Source organism: Streptomyces sp. SCSIO 75703, from assembly GCF_036607905.1.
In the GTDB taxonomy this organism is placed as follows: domain Bacteria; phylum Actinomycetota; class Actinomycetes; order Streptomycetales; family Streptomycetaceae; genus Streptomyces.
Genome location: NZ_CP144555.1, coordinates 5960429 through 5975942, shown reverse-complemented (window position 1 = coordinate 5975942; position 15514 = coordinate 5960429). Strand labels below are relative to the sequence as shown.

General features: G+C 74.0%; 16 protein-coding genes. 11 read left to right on the top strand and 5 right to left on the bottom strand.

Annotated features, from left to right (window positions below; translation table 11 throughout):
- The first annotated feature begins 36 nt into the window (after window positions 1–36).
- The 5 genes from VM636_RS26380 to VM636_RS26360 all read left to right on the top strand — a co-directional run bounded on the left by VM636_RS26380 (window position 37) and on the right by VM636_RS26360 (window position 4788).
- Window positions 37–1041, top strand: a complete 1005-nt coding sequence (locus VM636_RS26380) for an NAD(P)/FAD-dependent oxidoreductase (protein WP_078962729.1) — start codon at window positions 37–39, stop codon at window positions 1039–1041.
- A 29-nt stretch (window positions 1042–1070) separates the two neighbouring features.
- On the top strand, window positions 1071–2609 hold the full coding sequence (locus tag VM636_RS26375) for an ATP-dependent DNA ligase (protein ID WP_030418547.1): 1539 nt from the start codon (window positions 1071–1073) through the stop codon (window positions 2607–2609).
- Complete coding sequence (locus VM636_RS26370) at window positions 2606–3064, top strand: NUDIX domain-containing protein (protein ID WP_338485879.1); 459 nt, start codon at window positions 2606–2608, stop codon at window positions 3062–3064. Before VM636_RS26375 ends, VM636_RS26370 begins: the two co-directional genes overlap by 4 nt.
- Window positions 3065–3139: 75 nt before the next feature.
- Entirely contained in the window at window positions 3140–4525 is a 1386-nt protein-coding gene (locus VM636_RS26365; RefSeq protein WP_030418549.1) for an NADP-dependent succinic semialdehyde dehydrogenase, read from the top strand.
- A 26-nt stretch (window positions 4526–4551) separates the two neighbouring features.
- Complete coding sequence (locus tag VM636_RS26360; protein ID WP_030418550.1) at window positions 4552–4788, top strand: DUF6213 family protein; 237 nt, start codon at window positions 4552–4554, stop codon at window positions 4786–4788.
- A 48-nt stretch (window positions 4789–4836) separates the two neighbouring features.
- Here VM636_RS26360 and VM636_RS26355 read toward each other — a convergent pair whose 3' ends face one another.
- Window positions 4837–6063: an acyl-CoA dehydrogenase family protein gene (locus VM636_RS26355; RefSeq protein ID WP_030418551.1), complete on the bottom strand. Its 1227-nt coding sequence runs from the start codon at window positions 6061–6063 to the stop codon at window positions 4837–4839.
- A 170-nt stretch (window positions 6064–6233) separates the two neighbouring features.
- Here VM636_RS26355 and VM636_RS26350 point away from each other — a divergent pair, with 170 nt between their 5' ends.
- Complete coding sequence (locus VM636_RS26350) at window positions 6234–6890, top strand: TetR family transcriptional regulator (protein ID WP_030418552.1); 657 nt, start codon at window positions 6234–6236, stop codon at window positions 6888–6890.
- On the opposite strand, the gene def is transcribed toward VM636_RS26350, so the two are convergent.
- Window positions 6887–7450, bottom strand: a complete 564-nt coding sequence (gene def / locus VM636_RS26345) for a peptide deformylase (RefSeq protein ID WP_338485878.1) — start codon at window positions 7448–7450, stop codon at window positions 6887–6889. The two genes, VM636_RS26350 and def, sit on opposite strands and share 4 nt — an antisense overlap.
- Window positions 7451–7622: 172 nt before the next feature.
- On the opposite strand from def, the gene VM636_RS26340 reads away from it, so the two are divergent.
- From VM636_RS26340 to VM636_RS26320, 5 genes are all read left to right on the top strand, one after another.
- Window positions 7623–8861 (top strand): MurT ligase domain-containing protein, encoded by a 1239-nt coding sequence (locus VM636_RS26340; protein ID WP_030418554.1) that lies wholly within the window; start codon window positions 7623–7625, stop codon window positions 8859–8861.
- Window positions 8862–8885: 24 nt separating this feature from the next.
- Window positions 8886–9614 carry a glutamine amidotransferase gene (locus tag VM636_RS26335; protein ID WP_030418555.1) on the top strand — a complete coding sequence of 243 codons (729 nt, stop codon included), beginning with the start codon at window positions 8886–8888 and terminating at the stop codon, window positions 9612–9614.
- 211 nt (window positions 9615–9825) lie between these two features.
- Entirely contained in the window at window positions 9826–10851 is a 1026-nt protein-coding gene (locus VM636_RS26330; RefSeq protein ID WP_030418556.1) for a 6-phosphofructokinase, read from the top strand.
- A 98-nt stretch (window positions 10852–10949) separates the two neighbouring features.
- Window positions 10950–11900 (top strand): cytochrome c oxidase assembly protein, encoded by a 951-nt coding sequence (locus VM636_RS26325; RefSeq protein WP_030418557.1) that lies wholly within the window; start codon window positions 10950–10952, stop codon window positions 11898–11900.
- A 124-nt stretch (window positions 11901–12024) separates the two neighbouring features.
- Complete coding sequence (locus VM636_RS26320) at window positions 12025–12195, top strand: hypothetical protein (RefSeq protein ID WP_030418558.1); 171 nt, start codon at window positions 12025–12027, stop codon at window positions 12193–12195.
- A gap of 30 nt (window positions 12196–12225) precedes the next feature.
- On the opposite strand, the gene VM636_RS26315 is transcribed toward VM636_RS26320, so the two are convergent.
- From VM636_RS26315 to VM636_RS26305, 3 genes are read right to left on the bottom strand one after another with little or no spacing between them, the layout of a single operon-like run.
- Window positions 12226–13431, bottom strand: a complete 1206-nt coding sequence (locus VM636_RS26315) for a histidine kinase (RefSeq protein WP_053914075.1) — start codon at window positions 13429–13431, stop codon at window positions 12226–12228.
- A complete protein-coding gene (locus VM636_RS26310) occupies window positions 13428–15143 on the bottom strand; it encodes a cation acetate symporter (protein WP_030418560.1) in 1716 nt (571 codons plus the stop codon). Before VM636_RS26310 ends, VM636_RS26315 begins: the two co-directional genes overlap by 4 nt.
- An 8-nt stretch (window positions 15144–15151) precedes the next feature.
- Window positions 15152–15514: a hypothetical protein gene (locus VM636_RS26305; protein ID WP_030418561.1), complete on the bottom strand. Its 363-nt coding sequence runs from the start codon at window positions 15512–15514 to the stop codon at window positions 15152–15154.

Here is a 15514-nt window from a genome sequence, read left to right as displayed (position 1 = left end):
GGGCACCGGGCGACCGTGTCGGCGGAGGTGGTCCCCATGACCCCGAGCAACGCGCCGCACGGCGCGGCACACCCGGTGCCCACGGCACACCCGGACGACTACGAGGTGGTCGTCGTCGGAGGCGGCGCGGCGGGCCTGTCGGCCGCGCTGGTCCTCGGCCGGTCCCGCCGGCGCACCCTCGTCGTGGACGCGGGCGAGCCGCGCAACGCGCCCTCGGACCACATGCAGGGCTACCTCACGCGGGACGGCATGTCGCCCGCCGAGTTCCTGGCGCTCGGCCGCGCGGAGGCCGCCGGATACGGCGTCGAGCTGGTCCGCGACCGCGCGGCGGACGTGGTGCGGGACGGCGACGGCCTCGCCGTGCGGCTGGCCGGCGGCCGCACCGTGCGCGCCCGGCGGCTGATCGTCGCCACGGGGCTGCGGGACGAGCTGCCCGGCGTGCCGGGGGTGGCCGAGCGGTTCGGCCGGGACGTGCTGCACTGCCCGTTCTGCCACGGCTGGGAGGTACGCGACGGGGCCTTCGGGGTGCTCGCCACCGGCCCGCTCGCCGTGCACCAGGCCCTGATGGTCTCCGGCTGGTCGGACGACGTGGTCCTCTTCGCGCACCCGTCCGCCGCCGGGCAGCCGTCCGCCACCGATCTGCGGCGGCTGGCCGCGGCCGGTGTCGAGGTGGTGCGGGGCGAGGTCACCGGTCTGCGCGTCGAGGACGACCGGCTGACGGGCGTCCGGCTGGCGGACGGCTCGGTGCGCGCGCGCACGGCGCTCTTCGTCGCCCCGCGCGCCGTGCCGCGCACCGGCCTGCTGGAGCGGCTCGGCGCCGAACTGCACGAGACCCCCCACGGCACCTACCCGGTGGTCGACGCGACGGGCCAAACCAGCGTGCCCGGCGTGTGGGCGGCCGGCAACGCGATCGGCTTCGCCGAGCAGGTCGTCAACGCGGCCGGCGGCGGCCACCGGGCCGCGGCGGCGGTCGTCGGCGACCTGATCATGTCCGGGGTGGACGCGGTCCTCGCCCGGGAGGAGGCGGCGCAGCGGGTGTGAGCCGGCCCGCTCCGGTGCACCATGGCAGCATGCTGCTCGCCCGGCTGGCCCAGGTGTCCCGGGAGGTCGCCGCCACCTCGGCGCGGTCCCGGAAGACCGCCCTGCTCGCGGAGTTGTTCCGGGAGGCGGAGCCGGAGGACGTGCCGGTCGTCATCCCGTACCTCGCCGGGCGGCTCCCGCAGGGGCGCATCGGGGTCGGCTGGAAGGTGCTGGGCCGGCCGGTCGCCCCGGCCCGCACCCCGTCGCTGACCGTGCGCGAGGTGGACGAGCGGCTCACCCGCCTCGCCGCCGTGTCCGGTCCGGGCTCCCTGGCCGAACGGACCCGGCAGGCCGGCGAGCTGATGGCCGCCGCCACCGCCGACGAGCAGCGCTTCCTGCTCGGGCTGCTGACCGGCGAGGTCCGCCAGGGCGCGCTGGACGCCGCCGCCGTCGAGGGGCTGGCCGCGGCGACCGGGGCGCCCCCGGCGAACGTGCGGCGGGCGGTGATGCTCGCCGGCTCGCTGCGGACGGTGGCCGGGGCGCTGCTCGCCGAGGGGCCCGCCGCGCTGGAGGGTTTCCGGCTCACCGTCGGGCGGCCGGTGCTGCCGATGCTCGCGCACAGCGCCTCCTCGGTCGCCGAGGCGGTGGGCAGGCTGGGGGCGGCGGCGGTCGAGGAGAAGCTGGACGGCATCCGCGTCCAGGTGCACCGCGACGGCGACACGGTACGGGTGCACACCCGCACCCTGGACGACATCACCGGCCGGCTGCCCGAGGTGGCCGAGGCGGCCCGGAGCCTGCCGGGCGAGCGGTTCGTCCTGGACGGCGAGGCGATCTCGCTGGACGCGGACGGGCGGCCCCGCTCGTTCCAGGAGACGGCCGGGCGGATCGGTTCGCGCGCCGACGTGGCCACCGCGGCCCGGTCGCTCCCCGTCTCGGCGGTCTTCTTCGACGCGCTGTCGGTGGACGGCCGCGATCTGCTCGACCTGCCGCTGGCCCGCCGGCACGCGGAGCTGGCCCGGCTGGTGCCGGAGCCGATGCGGGTGCGGCGCGCCGTGGTCTCGGGGCCCGGGGAGACGGCGGCGGCCGAGGCGTTCCTCGCCGAGACGCTGGCGCGCGGCCACGAGGGCGTCGTGGTCAAGGCGCTCGACGCGGCCTACAGCGCGGGCCGCCGGGGTGCCGCCTGGCTGAAGGTCAAACCGGTGCACACCGTGGACCTGGTCGTGCTGGCCGCCGAGTGGGGCCACGGCCGGCGCACCGGCCTGCTGTCCAACCTGCACCTCGGGGCGCGCGCCGCCGACGGCTCGTTCGTCATGCTCGGCAAGACCTTCAAGGGCCTGACGGACCGGATGCTGGCCTGGCAGACGGAACGGCTGCGGGAGCTGGCGGTCGCCGAGTCCGGGCACGTGGTGACGGTGCGCCCGGAACTGGTCGTCGAGATCGCCTACGACGGGCTCCAGCGCTCCTCGCGCTATCCGGCCGGCGTCACGCTGCGCTTCGCCCGGGTGCTGCGCCACCGCGAGGACAAGCGCCCCGAGGAGGCGGACACCGTCGAGGCCCTGCTGGCCGCCCACCCGGGGGCCGCGCCGTGAGGCGCAGCGCGGGCCTGCTGCTCTTCCGCCGCTCCGGTGACGGGACGCAGGTGCTCCTCGGCCACATGGGCGGTCCCTTCCACGCGCGGCGCGGGGCGGGTTCGTGGACGCTGCCGAAGGGCGAGTACACCGCGGAGGAGAGCGCCTGGGACGCGGCGCGGCGGGAGTTCCGGGAGGAGCTGGGGCTCGCGCCGCCGGACGGCGCGGCCGTGCCGCTGGGCGAGGTCCGGCAGGCGGGCGGCAAGACGGTGACGGCGTGGGCGGTCGAGGCGGACCTCGACCCGGCCGCGGTGGTGCCCGGCACGTTCCGTATGGAGTGGCCGCCGCGGTCGGGCCGGACGGCTGAGTTCCCCGAGCTGGACCGGGTGGCCTGGTTCACGCTCGACGCGGCCCGCGAGGTGATCGTTCCGGCGCAGCGGGCGTTTCTCGACCGGCTGCGCGAGCACTCGCACTGACAGGCCCGTCCGCGTTGCGGCGCGTACCGGGGCGGGCCAAGGTCGAAGCACGAGTCCGCACCGAGGAGGCCGGCCATGCCCATCGCGACGGTGAACCCCGCGACCGGCGAGACGCTCAGGACGTACGAGGCCATGGGCGAGGAGGAGATCGAGCGCCGGCTGCTGCTCGCGGAGGCCACCTTCCGCACGTACCGGACGACGGGGTTCGAGGAGCGGGCGCGGCTGATGCGGCAGGCCGCCGATCTGCTGGAGGAGGACCTGGAGGAGGTCGGGGCGCTCGTCACCACCGAGATGGGCAAACCGGTGGCGCAGTCCCGCGCGGAGGCCGCCAAGTGCGCCAAGGCGATGCGCTGGTACGCCGACCGGGCCGCCGTGCTGCTCGCCGACGAGGAGCCGGACGCGGCCGACGTGAAGGACTCGGGCGCCTCCCGGGCCCTGGTGCGCTACCGGCCGCTCGGCCCGGTGCTCGCGGTGATGCCGTGGAACTTCCCGCTGTGGCAGGTGATGCGGTTCGCGGCGCCCGCGCTGATGGCGGGCAACGTCGGTCTGCTCAAGCACGCCTCGAACGTGCCGGGGTGCGCGCTGTACCTGGAGGACCTGTTCCACCGGGCCGGGTTCCCGGAGGGCTGCTTCCAGACGCTGCTGATCGGGTCGGCGGCGGTCGACGACGTCCTGCGCGACGAGCGGGTGCGGGCCGCGACGCTGACCGGCAGCGAGCCGGCCGGGCGCGCGGTCGCCTCCACCTCCGGGGAGATGATCAAGAAGACGGTGCTGGAGCTGGGCGGCAGCGACCCGTTCGTCGTCATGCCCTCCGCCGACCTCGACCGGGCGGTGCGGGTCGCGGTGACCGCGCGGACGCAGAACGCCGGTCAGTCCTGCATCGCCGCCAAGCGGTTCATCGTGCACGACGCGGTGTACGAGGCCTTCACCGAGCGCTTCACCGAGGGGATGCGGGCGCTGCGCGTGGGCGACCCGATGGACGAGGCGACGGAGGTCGGTCCGCTCTCCAGCGAACAGGGGGTGCGCGATCTGGCGGAGCTGGTCGAGGACGCGGTGCGCGGCGGGGCACGGGTGCTGTGCGGCGGCGAACGCCCCGCAGGGCCCGGCTGGTACTACCCGCCGACCGTGCTGGCCGGCATCACGCGGGAGATGCGGGTCCACCGGGAGGAGGCGTTCGGGCCGGTCGCCACGGTGTACCGGGCGGACGACCTGGACGAGGCGGTGCTCATCGCCAACGACACCGACTTCGGCCTGAGTTCCAACGTGTGGACGCGGGACGAGGCCGAGGTGGACCGCTTCGTACGGGACCTGGAGGCGGGCGGGGTGTACGTCAACGGGATGACGGCCTCGCATCCGGCCTTCCCGTTCGGCGGGGTCAAGCGGTCGGGCTACGGACGTGAGCTGTCCGGGCACGGAATCCGGGAGTTCTGCAACATCACCACCGTGTGGCACGGAGCGTGAGGCCGTCGGCACTACGATCCCGTCCTGTGACCCGCGAAGTGACCCTGCCCCTGATCGTCGACGACCACGGCGCCCTCCAGGTGGCCGCCGCCGACGTGAGCAAACTGCTGCGCACGGTGGGCGGACGCTGGCTGCGGCTGGTGGAGGGCGGCGAGGAGGGCCTGGACGAGGACACCGTCGCGGCCCTCACCATCGAGCTGGCGAAGCTCGCCGACCGCATCGACGTGGCCTGCATCGCGCACAGCAGCGGCCCCGCCTCCTGAGACCGCCCGCCCCGCGCCCGGCGGGGCCGGCGGCCGGTGTCCGCGCCGTCAGCGGATCGGCATCCCGGACAGGGTCCGGGCGATCACCAGGCGCTGGATCTCGCTCGTGCCTTCGAAGATGGTGTAGATGGCGGCGTCCCGGTGCATGCGCTCGACCGGGTACTCCCGGGTGTAGCCGTTGCCGCCGAGGATCTGGATGGCCTGCGCGGTGACCTTCTTGGCCGTCTCGCTCGCGAACAGTTTGGACATCGAACCCTCGGCCGCGGTGAACGGCCGGCCGTTGACGGCCATCCAGGAGGCCCGCCACACCAGGAGCCGGGCGGCGTCGATGGAGGTGCGCATGTCGGCGAGCTGGAAGGCGACGCCCTGGTTGTCGATGACGGGACGTCCGAACTGCTCGCGGGTGCGGGCGTAGTCCAGGGCGACCTCGTAGGCGGCGCGGGCGGTGCCGACGGCCATGGCGCCGACCGCCGGGCGCGACGCCTCGAAGGTGGCCATGGCGGCGTTCTTCACCCGCTCGCCGCCCTTCCCGGCCCGTTCCCGGGCGCGGGCGAGCCGTTCGTCGAGCTTCTCCTTGCCGCCGAGCAGGCAGGAGCCGGGGACGCGGACGTCCTCCAGCACCACCTCGGCGGTGTGCGAGGCGCGGATACCGTGCTTCTTGAACTTCTGGCCCTGGGAGAGGCCCGGGGTCCCCGGCGGGACGATGAAGGAGGCGTGGCCCTTGGAGCCGAGGCCGGGGTCGACGGCGGCGACGACCACGTGCACGTTGGCGATGCCGCCGTTGGTTGCCCAGGTCTTGGTGCCGTTGAGCACCCACTCGTCCTTGGCCTCGTCGTAGACGGCGCGGGTGCGCAGGGAGGCGACGTCGGAGCCGGCGTCGGGCTCGGAGGAGCAGAAGGCGGCGACCTTCACGTCGTCCGGGTCGCCGTACATCTGGGGGATCCAGGTGCCGATCTGCTCCTCGGTGCCGTTGGCGAGGACGCCGACGGCGGCCAGGCCGGTGCCGACGATGGACAGGGCGATGCCCGCGTCACCCCAGAACAGCTCCTCCATCGCCATCGGGATGCCGAGGCCGGTGGGGTCGAAGTACTGCTGGGCGTAGAAGTCGAGCGAGTAGATGCCGACCTTGGCGGCCTCCTGGATCACCGGCCAGGGGGTCTCCTCCCGCTCGTCCCACTCGGCGGCGGCGGGACGGATGACGTCGGCGGCGAAGCCGTGCAGCCAGTCCCGGACCTCCTTCTGTTCGTCGTTCGGCTCCATCGTGAACTCGGCCATGTCCCCTCCAGCGACGCACCCGGTGTTACTTACGGTAACACCGAGTCTGTTACCGGCCGGTAGGAAAAGTCAACTCCGGGCCGCACCCCCCGGAGCCCGTACGGTGGCCCTGACGTGCGGGGTGTTAGTTTGCGCAGGCGTCACCGAATCACCACGGGTGGGGAGAGTTCATGGACACCACGCAGCGGACCGAACAGCAGCGGTCCGCCGACCGCCGACGGCGCGAACTGCTGGAGGCCGCCGACCGGGTGGTGCTGCGCGAGGGCCCGCACGCCTCGATGAACGCCATCGCCGCCGAGGCCGGCATCACCAAGCCCATCCTCTACCGCCACTTCGGCGACAAGGGCGGACTCTACGCCGCCCTCGCCCAGCGCCACACGGACGCCCTCCTCGCTTCGCTGCGGGCCGCCCTGGACGCCCCGGCGGAGCGACGGCGGCGCGTGGAGGCCACCCTCGACACCTATCTCGCGGCCATCGAGGCACGCCCGCAGGTGTACCGCTTCCTGATGCATCCGGCGGAGGGCGCCCCCGCCCCCGGCGACCAGGCCGAGCAGGGCTTCGACGTCGGCAAGCACTCGGCACCGCTGCTGCGCCGCATGGGCGAGGAACTGGCCCAGGTCATCGAGGAACGGCTCGACGCCGGACCGGGCACGCAGCAGGTCGCCCGGGTGTGGGGGCACGGCATCGTCGGCATGATGCACGCCGCCGGCGACTGGTGGCTGGGCGAACGCCCCTGCTCCCGCGCCGAGTTGGTACACGGCCTGGCCGACCTGCTCTGGGGCCGGCTGGCCTGCGCCGACGACCGGGTCGGCGGGCCCGGCTTCTAGGGCTCCCCCGGCGCGGTCCGGCCGCGGGCCCAGGGGGCCTTGGCGGCCTGCCGGAGCACCCTGCGCCGGCGCCATCCCGTCAGGCGGTCGGCGTACACCCCGCCGTCCAGGTGGTCGCACTCGTGCTGGAGGCAGCGCGCGAAGAACCCGGTGCCGCGCACCCGGACCGGCTCCCCGCGCACCGTGAACCCCTCGACCACCGCCTCGTCGTGGCGCACCGTGCCCGCCTCCAGACCCGGCAGCGACAGGCAGCCCTCCGGTCCGCGCAGCTCCAGGCCGCCGGCCTCGACCAGCCGCGGGTTGACCACGTGACCCAGATGGCGCACGTCCTCGTCGTCCGGACAGTCGTGGACGAAGACCCTCAGCGGCTCGCCGATCTGGTTGGCGGCCAGGCCCACACCGCGGGCCGCGTACATCGTGGCGAACAAGTCCTCCACGAGCGCGGCGAGTTCCGGACCGAAGTCGGTGACCTCCTCGCAGGGCGCGTGCAGGACGGGAGCGCCGAGGAGGCGCAGGGGCCGTACGCGCCCGCGGACGCCGGGCAGGGAACCGTGTCGCATGGCGGCAAGAGTAAGGTCCCTGTGTCCCCCGGGTGGTCGGCGCCCACCGACCGGGGGTCCCGCGGCCGGTGCCGCGATTCGGGAGTGAGCAGCGATCTCGATAGGCTGAGCTTCACACCACGTGGCCGTCAGGCTTCAGGCGCGGCGCGTACGCAAGGAGGATCGAGAACTGATGGCAGGCAACTCGGACCCGCTCACGCCGCGGGCCAAGATCGCCGTGACCGCGGGCAAGGCGGTCGCGGCGGCGTCACGCGCGGCGGGACGCGGCAGCGGTTCGGTGATCGGCGGCCGGGTCGCGCTGAAACTCGACCCCGACCTGCTCGCCCGGCTCGCCCAGCACCTGGACGTGACCCTGGTCTCGGCGACCAACGGCAAGACCACCACCACCCGGCTGATCGCCGAGGCGCTGCGGGCCGCGGGCCCCGTCGTCTCCAACGCGCTCGGCGCCAACATGCCGGCCGGCATCACCTCGGCGCTCGCGGGCGGCTCGGACGCCCGGTTCGGGGTCATCGAGGTCGACGAGAAGTACCTCGCCGGCGTCGCCCGGGACACCGACCCGAAGTGCATCGCGCTGCTCAACCTCTCCCGCGACCAGCTCGACCGCGCCGCCGAGACCCGGATGCTCGCGGAGAACTGGCGCGAGGGCCTGGCCGGCTCCAAGGCCGTCATCGTGGCCAACGCCGACGACCCGCTGGTCGTGTGGGCCGCCTCCTCCTCGCCCAACGTGATCTGGGTCGCCGCCGGGCAGATGTGGAAGGACGACGCCTGGTCCTGCCCGTCCTGCGGCGGCGTGATGCAGCGCCCCGGCGACGACTGGTTCTGCGGCGAGTGCGGCTTCCGCCGCCCGACGCCGAGCTGGGCGCTCTCCGGCGACCACGTCCTCGACCCGCACGGCTCCGCCTGGCCGATCCACCTCCAGCTCCCGGGCCGCGCCAACAAGGCCAACGCGACCTCCTCGGCCGCCGTCGCCGCCGTCTTCGGGGTGCCGCCGCAGGTCGCCCTAGAGCGGATGTACCAGGTGCAGGCGGTCGCCGGCCGCTACGACGTGGTCCAGTTCCAGGGCCGCGACCTGCGGCTGCTGCTCGCCAAGAACCCGGCGGGCTGGCTGGAGACGTTCTCCCTGATCGACCCGCCGCCGGCCCCGGTGATCCTCTCGGTGAACGCCCGCGGCGCCGACGGCACCGACACCTCCTGGCTCTGGGACGTGGACTACACGCGGCTGACCGGCCACCCGATCTTCGTGCTCGGCGACCGGAAGCTGGACCTCGCGGTCCGCCTGGAGGTCGCCAACCAGCAGTTCCAGGTGTGCGACACGGTGGACCAGGCGGTGCAGCTCTGCCCGCCCGGCCGGATCGAGGTCATCGCCAACTACACCGCGTTCCAGGACCTGCGCCGTCGTGTCGGCAACTGATCACGAGACTTCAGGGGACTTGAAGTGAGCGACAACCAACTGCGGGTCGTCTGGGTCTACCCGGACCTGCTGAGCACCTACGGCGACCAGGGCAACGTCCTCGTCGTGGAGCGGCGGGCCCGCCAGCGCGGCCTCGACGTGGCCCGGCTGGACGTGCGCAGCGACCAGCCGATCCCGACCTCCGGCGACATCTACCTGATCGGCGGCGGCGAGGACCGGCCCCAGCGGCTGGCGGCCGAGCGGCTGCGCCGGGACAGCGGCCTGCCCCGGGCCGTGGAGAACGGCGCGATCGTCTTCTCGGTCTGCGCGGGCTACCAGATCCTCGGCCACGAGTTCGTCAACGACCTCGGCCAGCGCGAGCCGGGCCTCGGCCTGCTCGACGTCGTCTCCGTGCGCGGCGAGGGCGAGCGGTGCGTGGGCGACGTCCTCGGCGACATCGACTCCCGCCTCGGGCTGCCCCCGCTCACCGGTTTCGAGAACCACCAGGGCGTGACCCACCTCGGCCCCGGCTCCCGTCCGCTGGCCCAGGTCCGCATCGGCAAGGGCAACGGCTCCGGTGACGGCAGCGAGGGCGCGTACAACGACACCGTCTTCGGCACGTACATGCACGGTCCGGTGCTCGCCCGCAACCCGCTCCTCGCGGACCTGCTGCTGAAGCTGGCGCTGGACGTGAACGCGCTGCCGCCGACCGACGACCGGTGGTACGAGGCGCTGCGCAACGAGCGCATCGCCGCCGCGCAGCAGCCCGCCTGAGCCCCGCCCGGGCCCGGCTCCGGCCGACGCTCCCGGCCCGTCAACCGGGAGCGTCAACGGCCCGTCTGATGGCTCATACGCACAGGTGAGCGGGTACGTCCAGTAGACGGACGCGCGGTGCGTCGGGGGCCCCGGATGGCACTAGGGTGGCGGAAATCGAGCCGGACAGCGCGGTCCGGCCCCCGCGCCCATCGAGAAGGTGTTCCGGGCTATGCGCATTGGTGTCCTCACGTCCGGCGGCGACTGCCCCGGCCTGAACGCCGTCATCCGATCCGTCGTGCACCGGGCCGTCGTCGACCACGGCGACGAGGTCATCGGTTTCCGCGACGGCTGGAAGGGCCTCCTCGACGGCGACTACCTCAAGCTCGACCTGGACGCGGTGGCCGGCATCCTGGCCCGCGGCGGCACCATCCTCGGCTCCTCCCGGGTCCGCCCCGAGCACCTGCGCGACGGCGTGTCGCGGGCCCGCGGGCACGTCGCCGACCTCGGTCTGGACGCGATCATCCCGATCGGCGGCGAGGGCACGCTCAAGGCGGCCCGGCTGCTCTCGGACAACGGCCTGCCCATCGTCGGCGTGCCGAAGACCATCGACAACGACATAGCGGCCACGGACGTCACCTTCGGCTTCGACACCGCCGTCACCGTGGCCACGGAGGCCCTGGACCGGCTCAAGACCACCGCCGAGTCGCACCAGCGGGTGCTGATCGTGGAGGTCATGGGCCGCCACACCGGGTGGATCGCGCTGCACTCGGGCACGGCGGCCGGCGCGCACGCCGTGGTCGTCCCGGAGCGGCCCTTCGACATAGAGGAACTCACCGCCCAGGTCGGCGCCCGCTTCTCGGCCGGCAAGCGGTTCGCCATCGTGGTCGCCGCCGAGGGCGCCAAACCGCGGCCGGGCACGATGCGCTTCGACGAGGGCGGCACGGACGTCTACGGGCACGAACGCTTCGCCGGCATCGCCCGCCAGCTCTCCCTGGAGCTGGAGCGGCGCCTCGGCAAGGAGGCCCGGCCGGTCATCCTCGGGCACGTCCAGCGCGGCGGCACCCCCACGGCGTACGACCGGGTGCTGGCGACCCGGTTCGGCTGGCACGCGGTGGAGGCCGCGCACCGCGGGGAGTTCGGGCGGATGACCGCTCTGCGCGGCACCGAGATCGTCACCGTGCCGCTGGCCCACGCCGTGGAACGGCTCAAGACGGTGCCGGCCCAGCGGTTCGCCGAGGCGCAGTACGTGCTGTGACCCCGCGGTCCCGCCCCCGGTGACGGACGTCGCCGGGGGCGGTTCTAGTCTGGGTGCGGACAGACAGCGCTCAATCCCCATGAAACAGGAGCCGGCGGATGGATCACAGCGGGCACGGCATGATGATGGATCTGCCGCCGTTCACGCTGGGGCGAGGGCTCGCGTGGTCGGCCGACCCCTTCTTCCTCACCACCTGCCTGCTCGGGCTGGTGCTCTACGTCTGGGGCGTCGTACGGCTGGTGCGCCGCGGCGACGCCTGGCCCGTGGGGCGGACCGTCGCCTTCGTCCTCGGGGTGCTCAGCATCGTGCTGGTGATGTGCACCGCGCTCAACGACTACGGCATGGTCATGTTCAGCGTGCACATGGTGCAGCACATGGTCATCAGCATGATCTCCCCGATCCTGTTGCTGCTCGGCGCCCCGGTCACCCTGGCGCTGCGCGCGCTGCCGGTGGCGGGCCGCGGCCGCAAGGGACCGCGTGAGCTGCTGCTGATGCTGCTGCACAGCCGCTACATGCGGGTGATCACGCACCCGATGTTCACCATCCCCATGTTCATCGCCAGCCTGTACGCGCTGTACTTCACCCCGATCTTCGACTTCCTGATGAGCTCGGCCACCGGGCACATCGTGATGATGGTCCACTTCCTCGCCGTCGGCCTGGTCTTCTTCTGGCCGATCATGGGCGTGGACCCGGGCCCGCACCGGCCCAACCACCTGATGCGGATGCTGGAGCTGTTCGCGGGCATGCCGTTCCACGCCTTCTTCGGCATCGCGCTGATGATGGCCACCTCCCCCATGGTCGACACCTTCCTGGACCCGCCCGCCTCGCTCGGCGTCGACCCGCTGTCCGACCAGAACGCGGCCGGCGGCATCGCCTGGGCGTTCAGCGAGGTCCCCTCCGTCCTCGTGCTGATCGCGCTGCTCTTCCAGTGGTACGCCTCCGACCAGCGCCAGGCCCGCCGCGGCGACCGGGCCGCGGACCGCGACGGCGACAAGGAGCTGGCGGCGTACAACGCCTACCTGGCCTCCCTCCAGAGCCGCGGCGGCTGACCTCCCGCCCCGCCGTCCCGGTGCCCGCGCGGCACCGGGACATCCGGCGCATCTCGCCGTCCGCGCTGCGCACCGGCGGAACCGGGGCACCATGGAGGGAACGGACCATGAGGAGGGTGTCGCGATGCCCGGTTCCACGGACGGTTCCACGAAGGCGATGGGAGTGCTCACCGTCGGCGGCCTGATCGCCGTGACGGCCTACACGGTGGCGCTCGGCGGCAACGGCTGGCTGTGGTTCGGCTGGGTCGTCCTCGGCCTGCTCACCCTGGGGATGATCGCCACGAGCGGCTCCTGAGCCCTCCCCCGGGCCCGCGCGGCCCGGCTCTCACCCGCGTCCGACCCGGCCGGCCGAGTGCACGCCCGGCTGGTACTTCGGCAACCGGACGGTGATTTTCATACCGGCGCCGGCCGCGGTCTCGATGACGAGACCGTGGTCGTCGCCGTAGACCTGGCGGAGCCGCTCGTCGACGTTGGACAGGCCGATGCCGCCCGAGGGGCTGACCTCGCGCGCCAGGATGCGGCGCAGCAGGCCCGGGTCCATGCCGGCGCCGTCGTCCTCGATGACCACCAGCGCCTCGGCGCCCTCGTCCTGCGCGCTGATCCGGATGTGGCAGCGGTCGGTCTTGCCCTCCAGCCCGTGCTTGACGGCGTTCTCCACGAGGGGCTGGAGGCACAGGAACGGCAGGGCGACCGGCAGCACCTCGGGGGCGATCTGGAGGGTGACGGCGAGCCGGTCGCCGAAGCGGGCCCGCACCAGCGCCAGGTAGTGGTCGATGGCGTGCAGCTCGTTGGCGAGGGTCGTGAAGTCACCGTGGCGGCGGAACGAGTAGCGGGTGAAGTCGGCGAACTCCAGCAGCAGCTCCCGGGCCCGCTCGGGGTCGGTGCGCACGAAGGACGCGATCACCGCGAGCGAGTTGAAGATGAAGTGCGGGGAGATCTGCGCCCGCAGCGCCTTGATCTCGGCCTCGATGAGCCGGGTGCGGGACTGGTCGAGGTCGGCCAGCTCCAACTGGACGGAGACCCAGCGGGCCACCTCGCCGGCCGCCCGCACCAGGACGGCGGACTCCCTCGGGGCGCAGGCCACGAGCGCCCCGTGCACCCGGTCGTCGACGGTGAGCGGGGCCACCACGGCCCAGCGCACGGCACAGTCCGGGGTGTCGCAGACCAGGGGGAACGCCTCGCCCCGGCCGGTCTCCAGCGGCCCGGCGAGCCGCTCCATGATCTCGGCGCGGTGGTGGGCGCCCGCCCCGTCCCAGACCAGCACGTCCGTCAGGTCGGTCAGGCACAGCGCGTCCGTGCCCAGCAGCGAGCGCAGCTTGCGGGCCGATTTGCGGGCGGTCTCCTCGGTCAGCCCCGCCCGCAGCGGGGGCGTGGCGAGGGAGGCGGTGTGCAGGGTCTGGAAGGTGGCGTGCTCGACCGGGGTGCCGAGCCCGCCCAGGTGCTCGGGGCGGGCGGTGCGCCGGCCCAGCCAGAACCCCGCGGCCAGCAGCGGCAGCACGGCGACGACCAGTCCGGCGAGGAATCCGCTCACGGCGTCACCTCCGAGCGCAGTTCCTCCGGCAGGTGGAAGCGGGCCAGGATCGCCGCGGTCCCGGCCGGCACCCGGCCCGGCGTGGCCAGCGAGACCAGGACCATGGTGAGGAAGCCCAGCGGCACCGACCACAGCGCCGGCCAGGCCAGCAGGGCGTGCAGGGCTCCCCCGCCGCCCGGGAACCCCGCCATGGTGCCGGCGACGGCGAGCAGCGCGGAGCCGCCGCCGACCAGCATGCCGGCCGCCGCGCCGGGCGGGGTCAGCCGCCGCCACCAGATGCCGAGGACCAGCAGGGGGCAGAAGGAGGAGGCGGAGACGGCGAAGGCGAGGCCGACCGCGTCGGCGACGGGCAGCCCGCCGACCAGGGCGCTCGCGGCGAGCGGCACCGCCATGGCGAGGACGGTGCCGAGCCGGAAGTGCCGTACGCCCCGGGAGGGCAGCACGTCCTGGGTGAGGACGCCCGCGACGGCCATGGTCAGCCCCGAGGCGGTGGACAGGAACGCGGCGAAGGCGCCGCCCGCGACCAGCGCGCCGAGCAGTTCGCCGCCGACGCCCCCGATCATCCGGCCGGGCAGCAGCAGGACGGCGGCGTCGGCGTCCCCGGTGAGGGTCAGCTCGGGCGCGTAGAGGCGGCCGAGGGCGCCGTAGACCGGGGGCAGCAGGTAGAAGGCGCCGATCAGGGCGAGGACGGCGACGGTGGTGCGGCGGGCGGCGACGCCGTGCGGGCTGGTGTAGAAGCGGACCACGACGTGCGGCAGGCCCATCGTGCCGAAGAAGGTGGCGAGGATCAGGCCGTAGGTGGCGTACAGGGGGCGTTCGGTGCGGCTCTCGGCGCGGGAGGGCGACAGGGTGTCGCCGGCGACCTGCCCGGCGGCGGGGACGGCGGTGCCGGCGGCGAAGGTGAGGTGGGTGCCGGCGGCGATCCGGTGGGTGCCGGCCCCCAGGAGCACGGTGGCGCCGTCGTGGGCGCGGCCGTCCACGGTGCCCTCGACGGTGACGGTCAGCGGCCGGTCGAGCCGGAGGGCGAGGTGGTCCTGGACCCGTACGGAGCGTTGCTCGCGGAAGGCGGCCGGCTCGTCGAAGGCACGGCCGGGCGCGCCGTCGCCCTGCCAGGCCAGCACCAGGAAGAGCGCGGGGACGAGGAGGGCGGTCAGCTTCAGCCAGTACTGGAACGCCTGGACGAAGGTGATGCTGCGCATGCCGCCGGCGGCGACGATGGCCGTGACGACGACGGCGACGATCACCCCGCCGAGCCAGTCGGGTGCCCCCGTCAGCACGGTCAGGGTCAGTCCGGCCCCCTGGAGCTGGGGCAGCAGGTACAGCCAGCCGACGCCGACGACGAAGGCCCCGGCGAGCCGCCGCACGGCCTGGGAGGCCAGCCGGGCCTCGGCGAAGTCGGGCAGCGTGTAGGCGCCGGAGCGGCGCAGCGGGGCGGCGACGAAGAGCAGCAGGACGAGGTAGCCGGCGGTGTAGCCGACCGGGTACCAGAGCATGTCGGCGCCCTGGACCAGGACGAGTCCGGCGATGCCGAGGAAGGAGGCGGCGGAGAGGTACTCGCCGCTGATGGCGGCGGCGTTGAGGCGGGGGCCGACGGTGCGGGAGGCCACGTAGAAGTCGGAGGTGGTGCGGGAGATGCGCAGGCCGAAGGCGCCGACGAGCACGGTGGAGACCAGCACGAGGGCGACGGCGACGACGGCGTAACCGGAGTTCATCGGCGCGGTCAGCGGTCCTCGACGAGGCGGACGAAGTCGCGTTCGTTGCGTTCGGCGCGGCGCACGTACCAGCGGGCGAGCAGGACGAGGGGGCCGTAGACGCCGAAGCCGAGGACGGCCCACTCCAGGCGGCGGGCGTCGGGCAGCACCGCGAAGAGCAGCGGGAGCGGCAGGACGAGCAGCGCGAGGACGGCGAAGACGGTGAGCCCGGCGCGGAGCTGACTGCGCATCAGCGAGCGGACGTAGGTGTGGCCGAGGGTGGTCTGCTCGTCGATCTCGGTGCGCGGGCGGTAGTAGCCGGAGGCCCGGCCGCGGGTGCGGCGGGGCGGGCCGGTGACGACGACGCGGCGCTCTGCGGGGTCCTGGGCCAT

Bases quoted from the DNA above. Each gene is read 5' to 3' on its own strand.
- VM636_RS26380 (WP_078962729.1), top strand. From the start codon at position 37: ATGACCCCGAGCAACGCGCCGCACGGCGCGGCACACCCGGTGCCCACG.
- VM636_RS26375 (WP_030418547.1), top strand. From the start codon at position 1,071: ATGCTGCTCGCCCGGCTGGCCCAGGTGTCCCGGGAGGTCGCCGCCACC.
- VM636_RS26365 (WP_030418549.1), top strand. From the start codon at position 3,140: ATGCCCATCGCGACGGTGAACCCCGCGACCGGCGAGACGCTCAGGACG.
- VM636_RS26355 (WP_030418551.1), bottom strand. From the start codon at position 6,063: ATGGCCGAGTTCACGATGGAGCCGAACGACGAACAGAAGGAGGTCCGG.
- VM636_RS26350 (WP_030418552.1), top strand. From the start codon at position 6,234: ATGGACACCACGCAGCGGACCGAACAGCAGCGGTCCGCCGACCGCCGA.
- def (WP_338485878.1), bottom strand. From the start codon at position 7,450: ATGCGACACGGTTCCCTGCCCGGCGTCCGCGGGCGCGTACGGCCCCTG.
- VM636_RS26340 (WP_030418554.1), top strand. From the start codon at position 7,623: ATGGCAGGCAACTCGGACCCGCTCACGCCGCGGGCCAAGATCGCCGTG.
- VM636_RS26330 (WP_030418556.1), top strand. From the start codon at position 9,826: ATGCGCATTGGTGTCCTCACGTCCGGCGGCGACTGCCCCGGCCTGAAC.
- VM636_RS26325 (WP_030418557.1), top strand. From the start codon at position 10,950: ATGGATCACAGCGGGCACGGCATGATGATGGATCTGCCGCCGTTCACG.
- VM636_RS26320 (WP_030418558.1), top strand. From the start codon at position 12,025: ATGCCCGGTTCCACGGACGGTTCCACGAAGGCGATGGGAGTGCTCACC.
- VM636_RS26310 (WP_030418560.1), bottom strand. From the start codon at position 15,143: ATGAACTCCGGTTACGCCGTCGTCGCCGTCGCCCTCGTGCTGGTCTCC.
- VM636_RS26305 (WP_030418561.1), bottom strand. From the start codon at position 15,514: ATGGCCCAGGACCCCGCAGAGCGCCGCGTCGTCGTCACCGGCCCGCCC.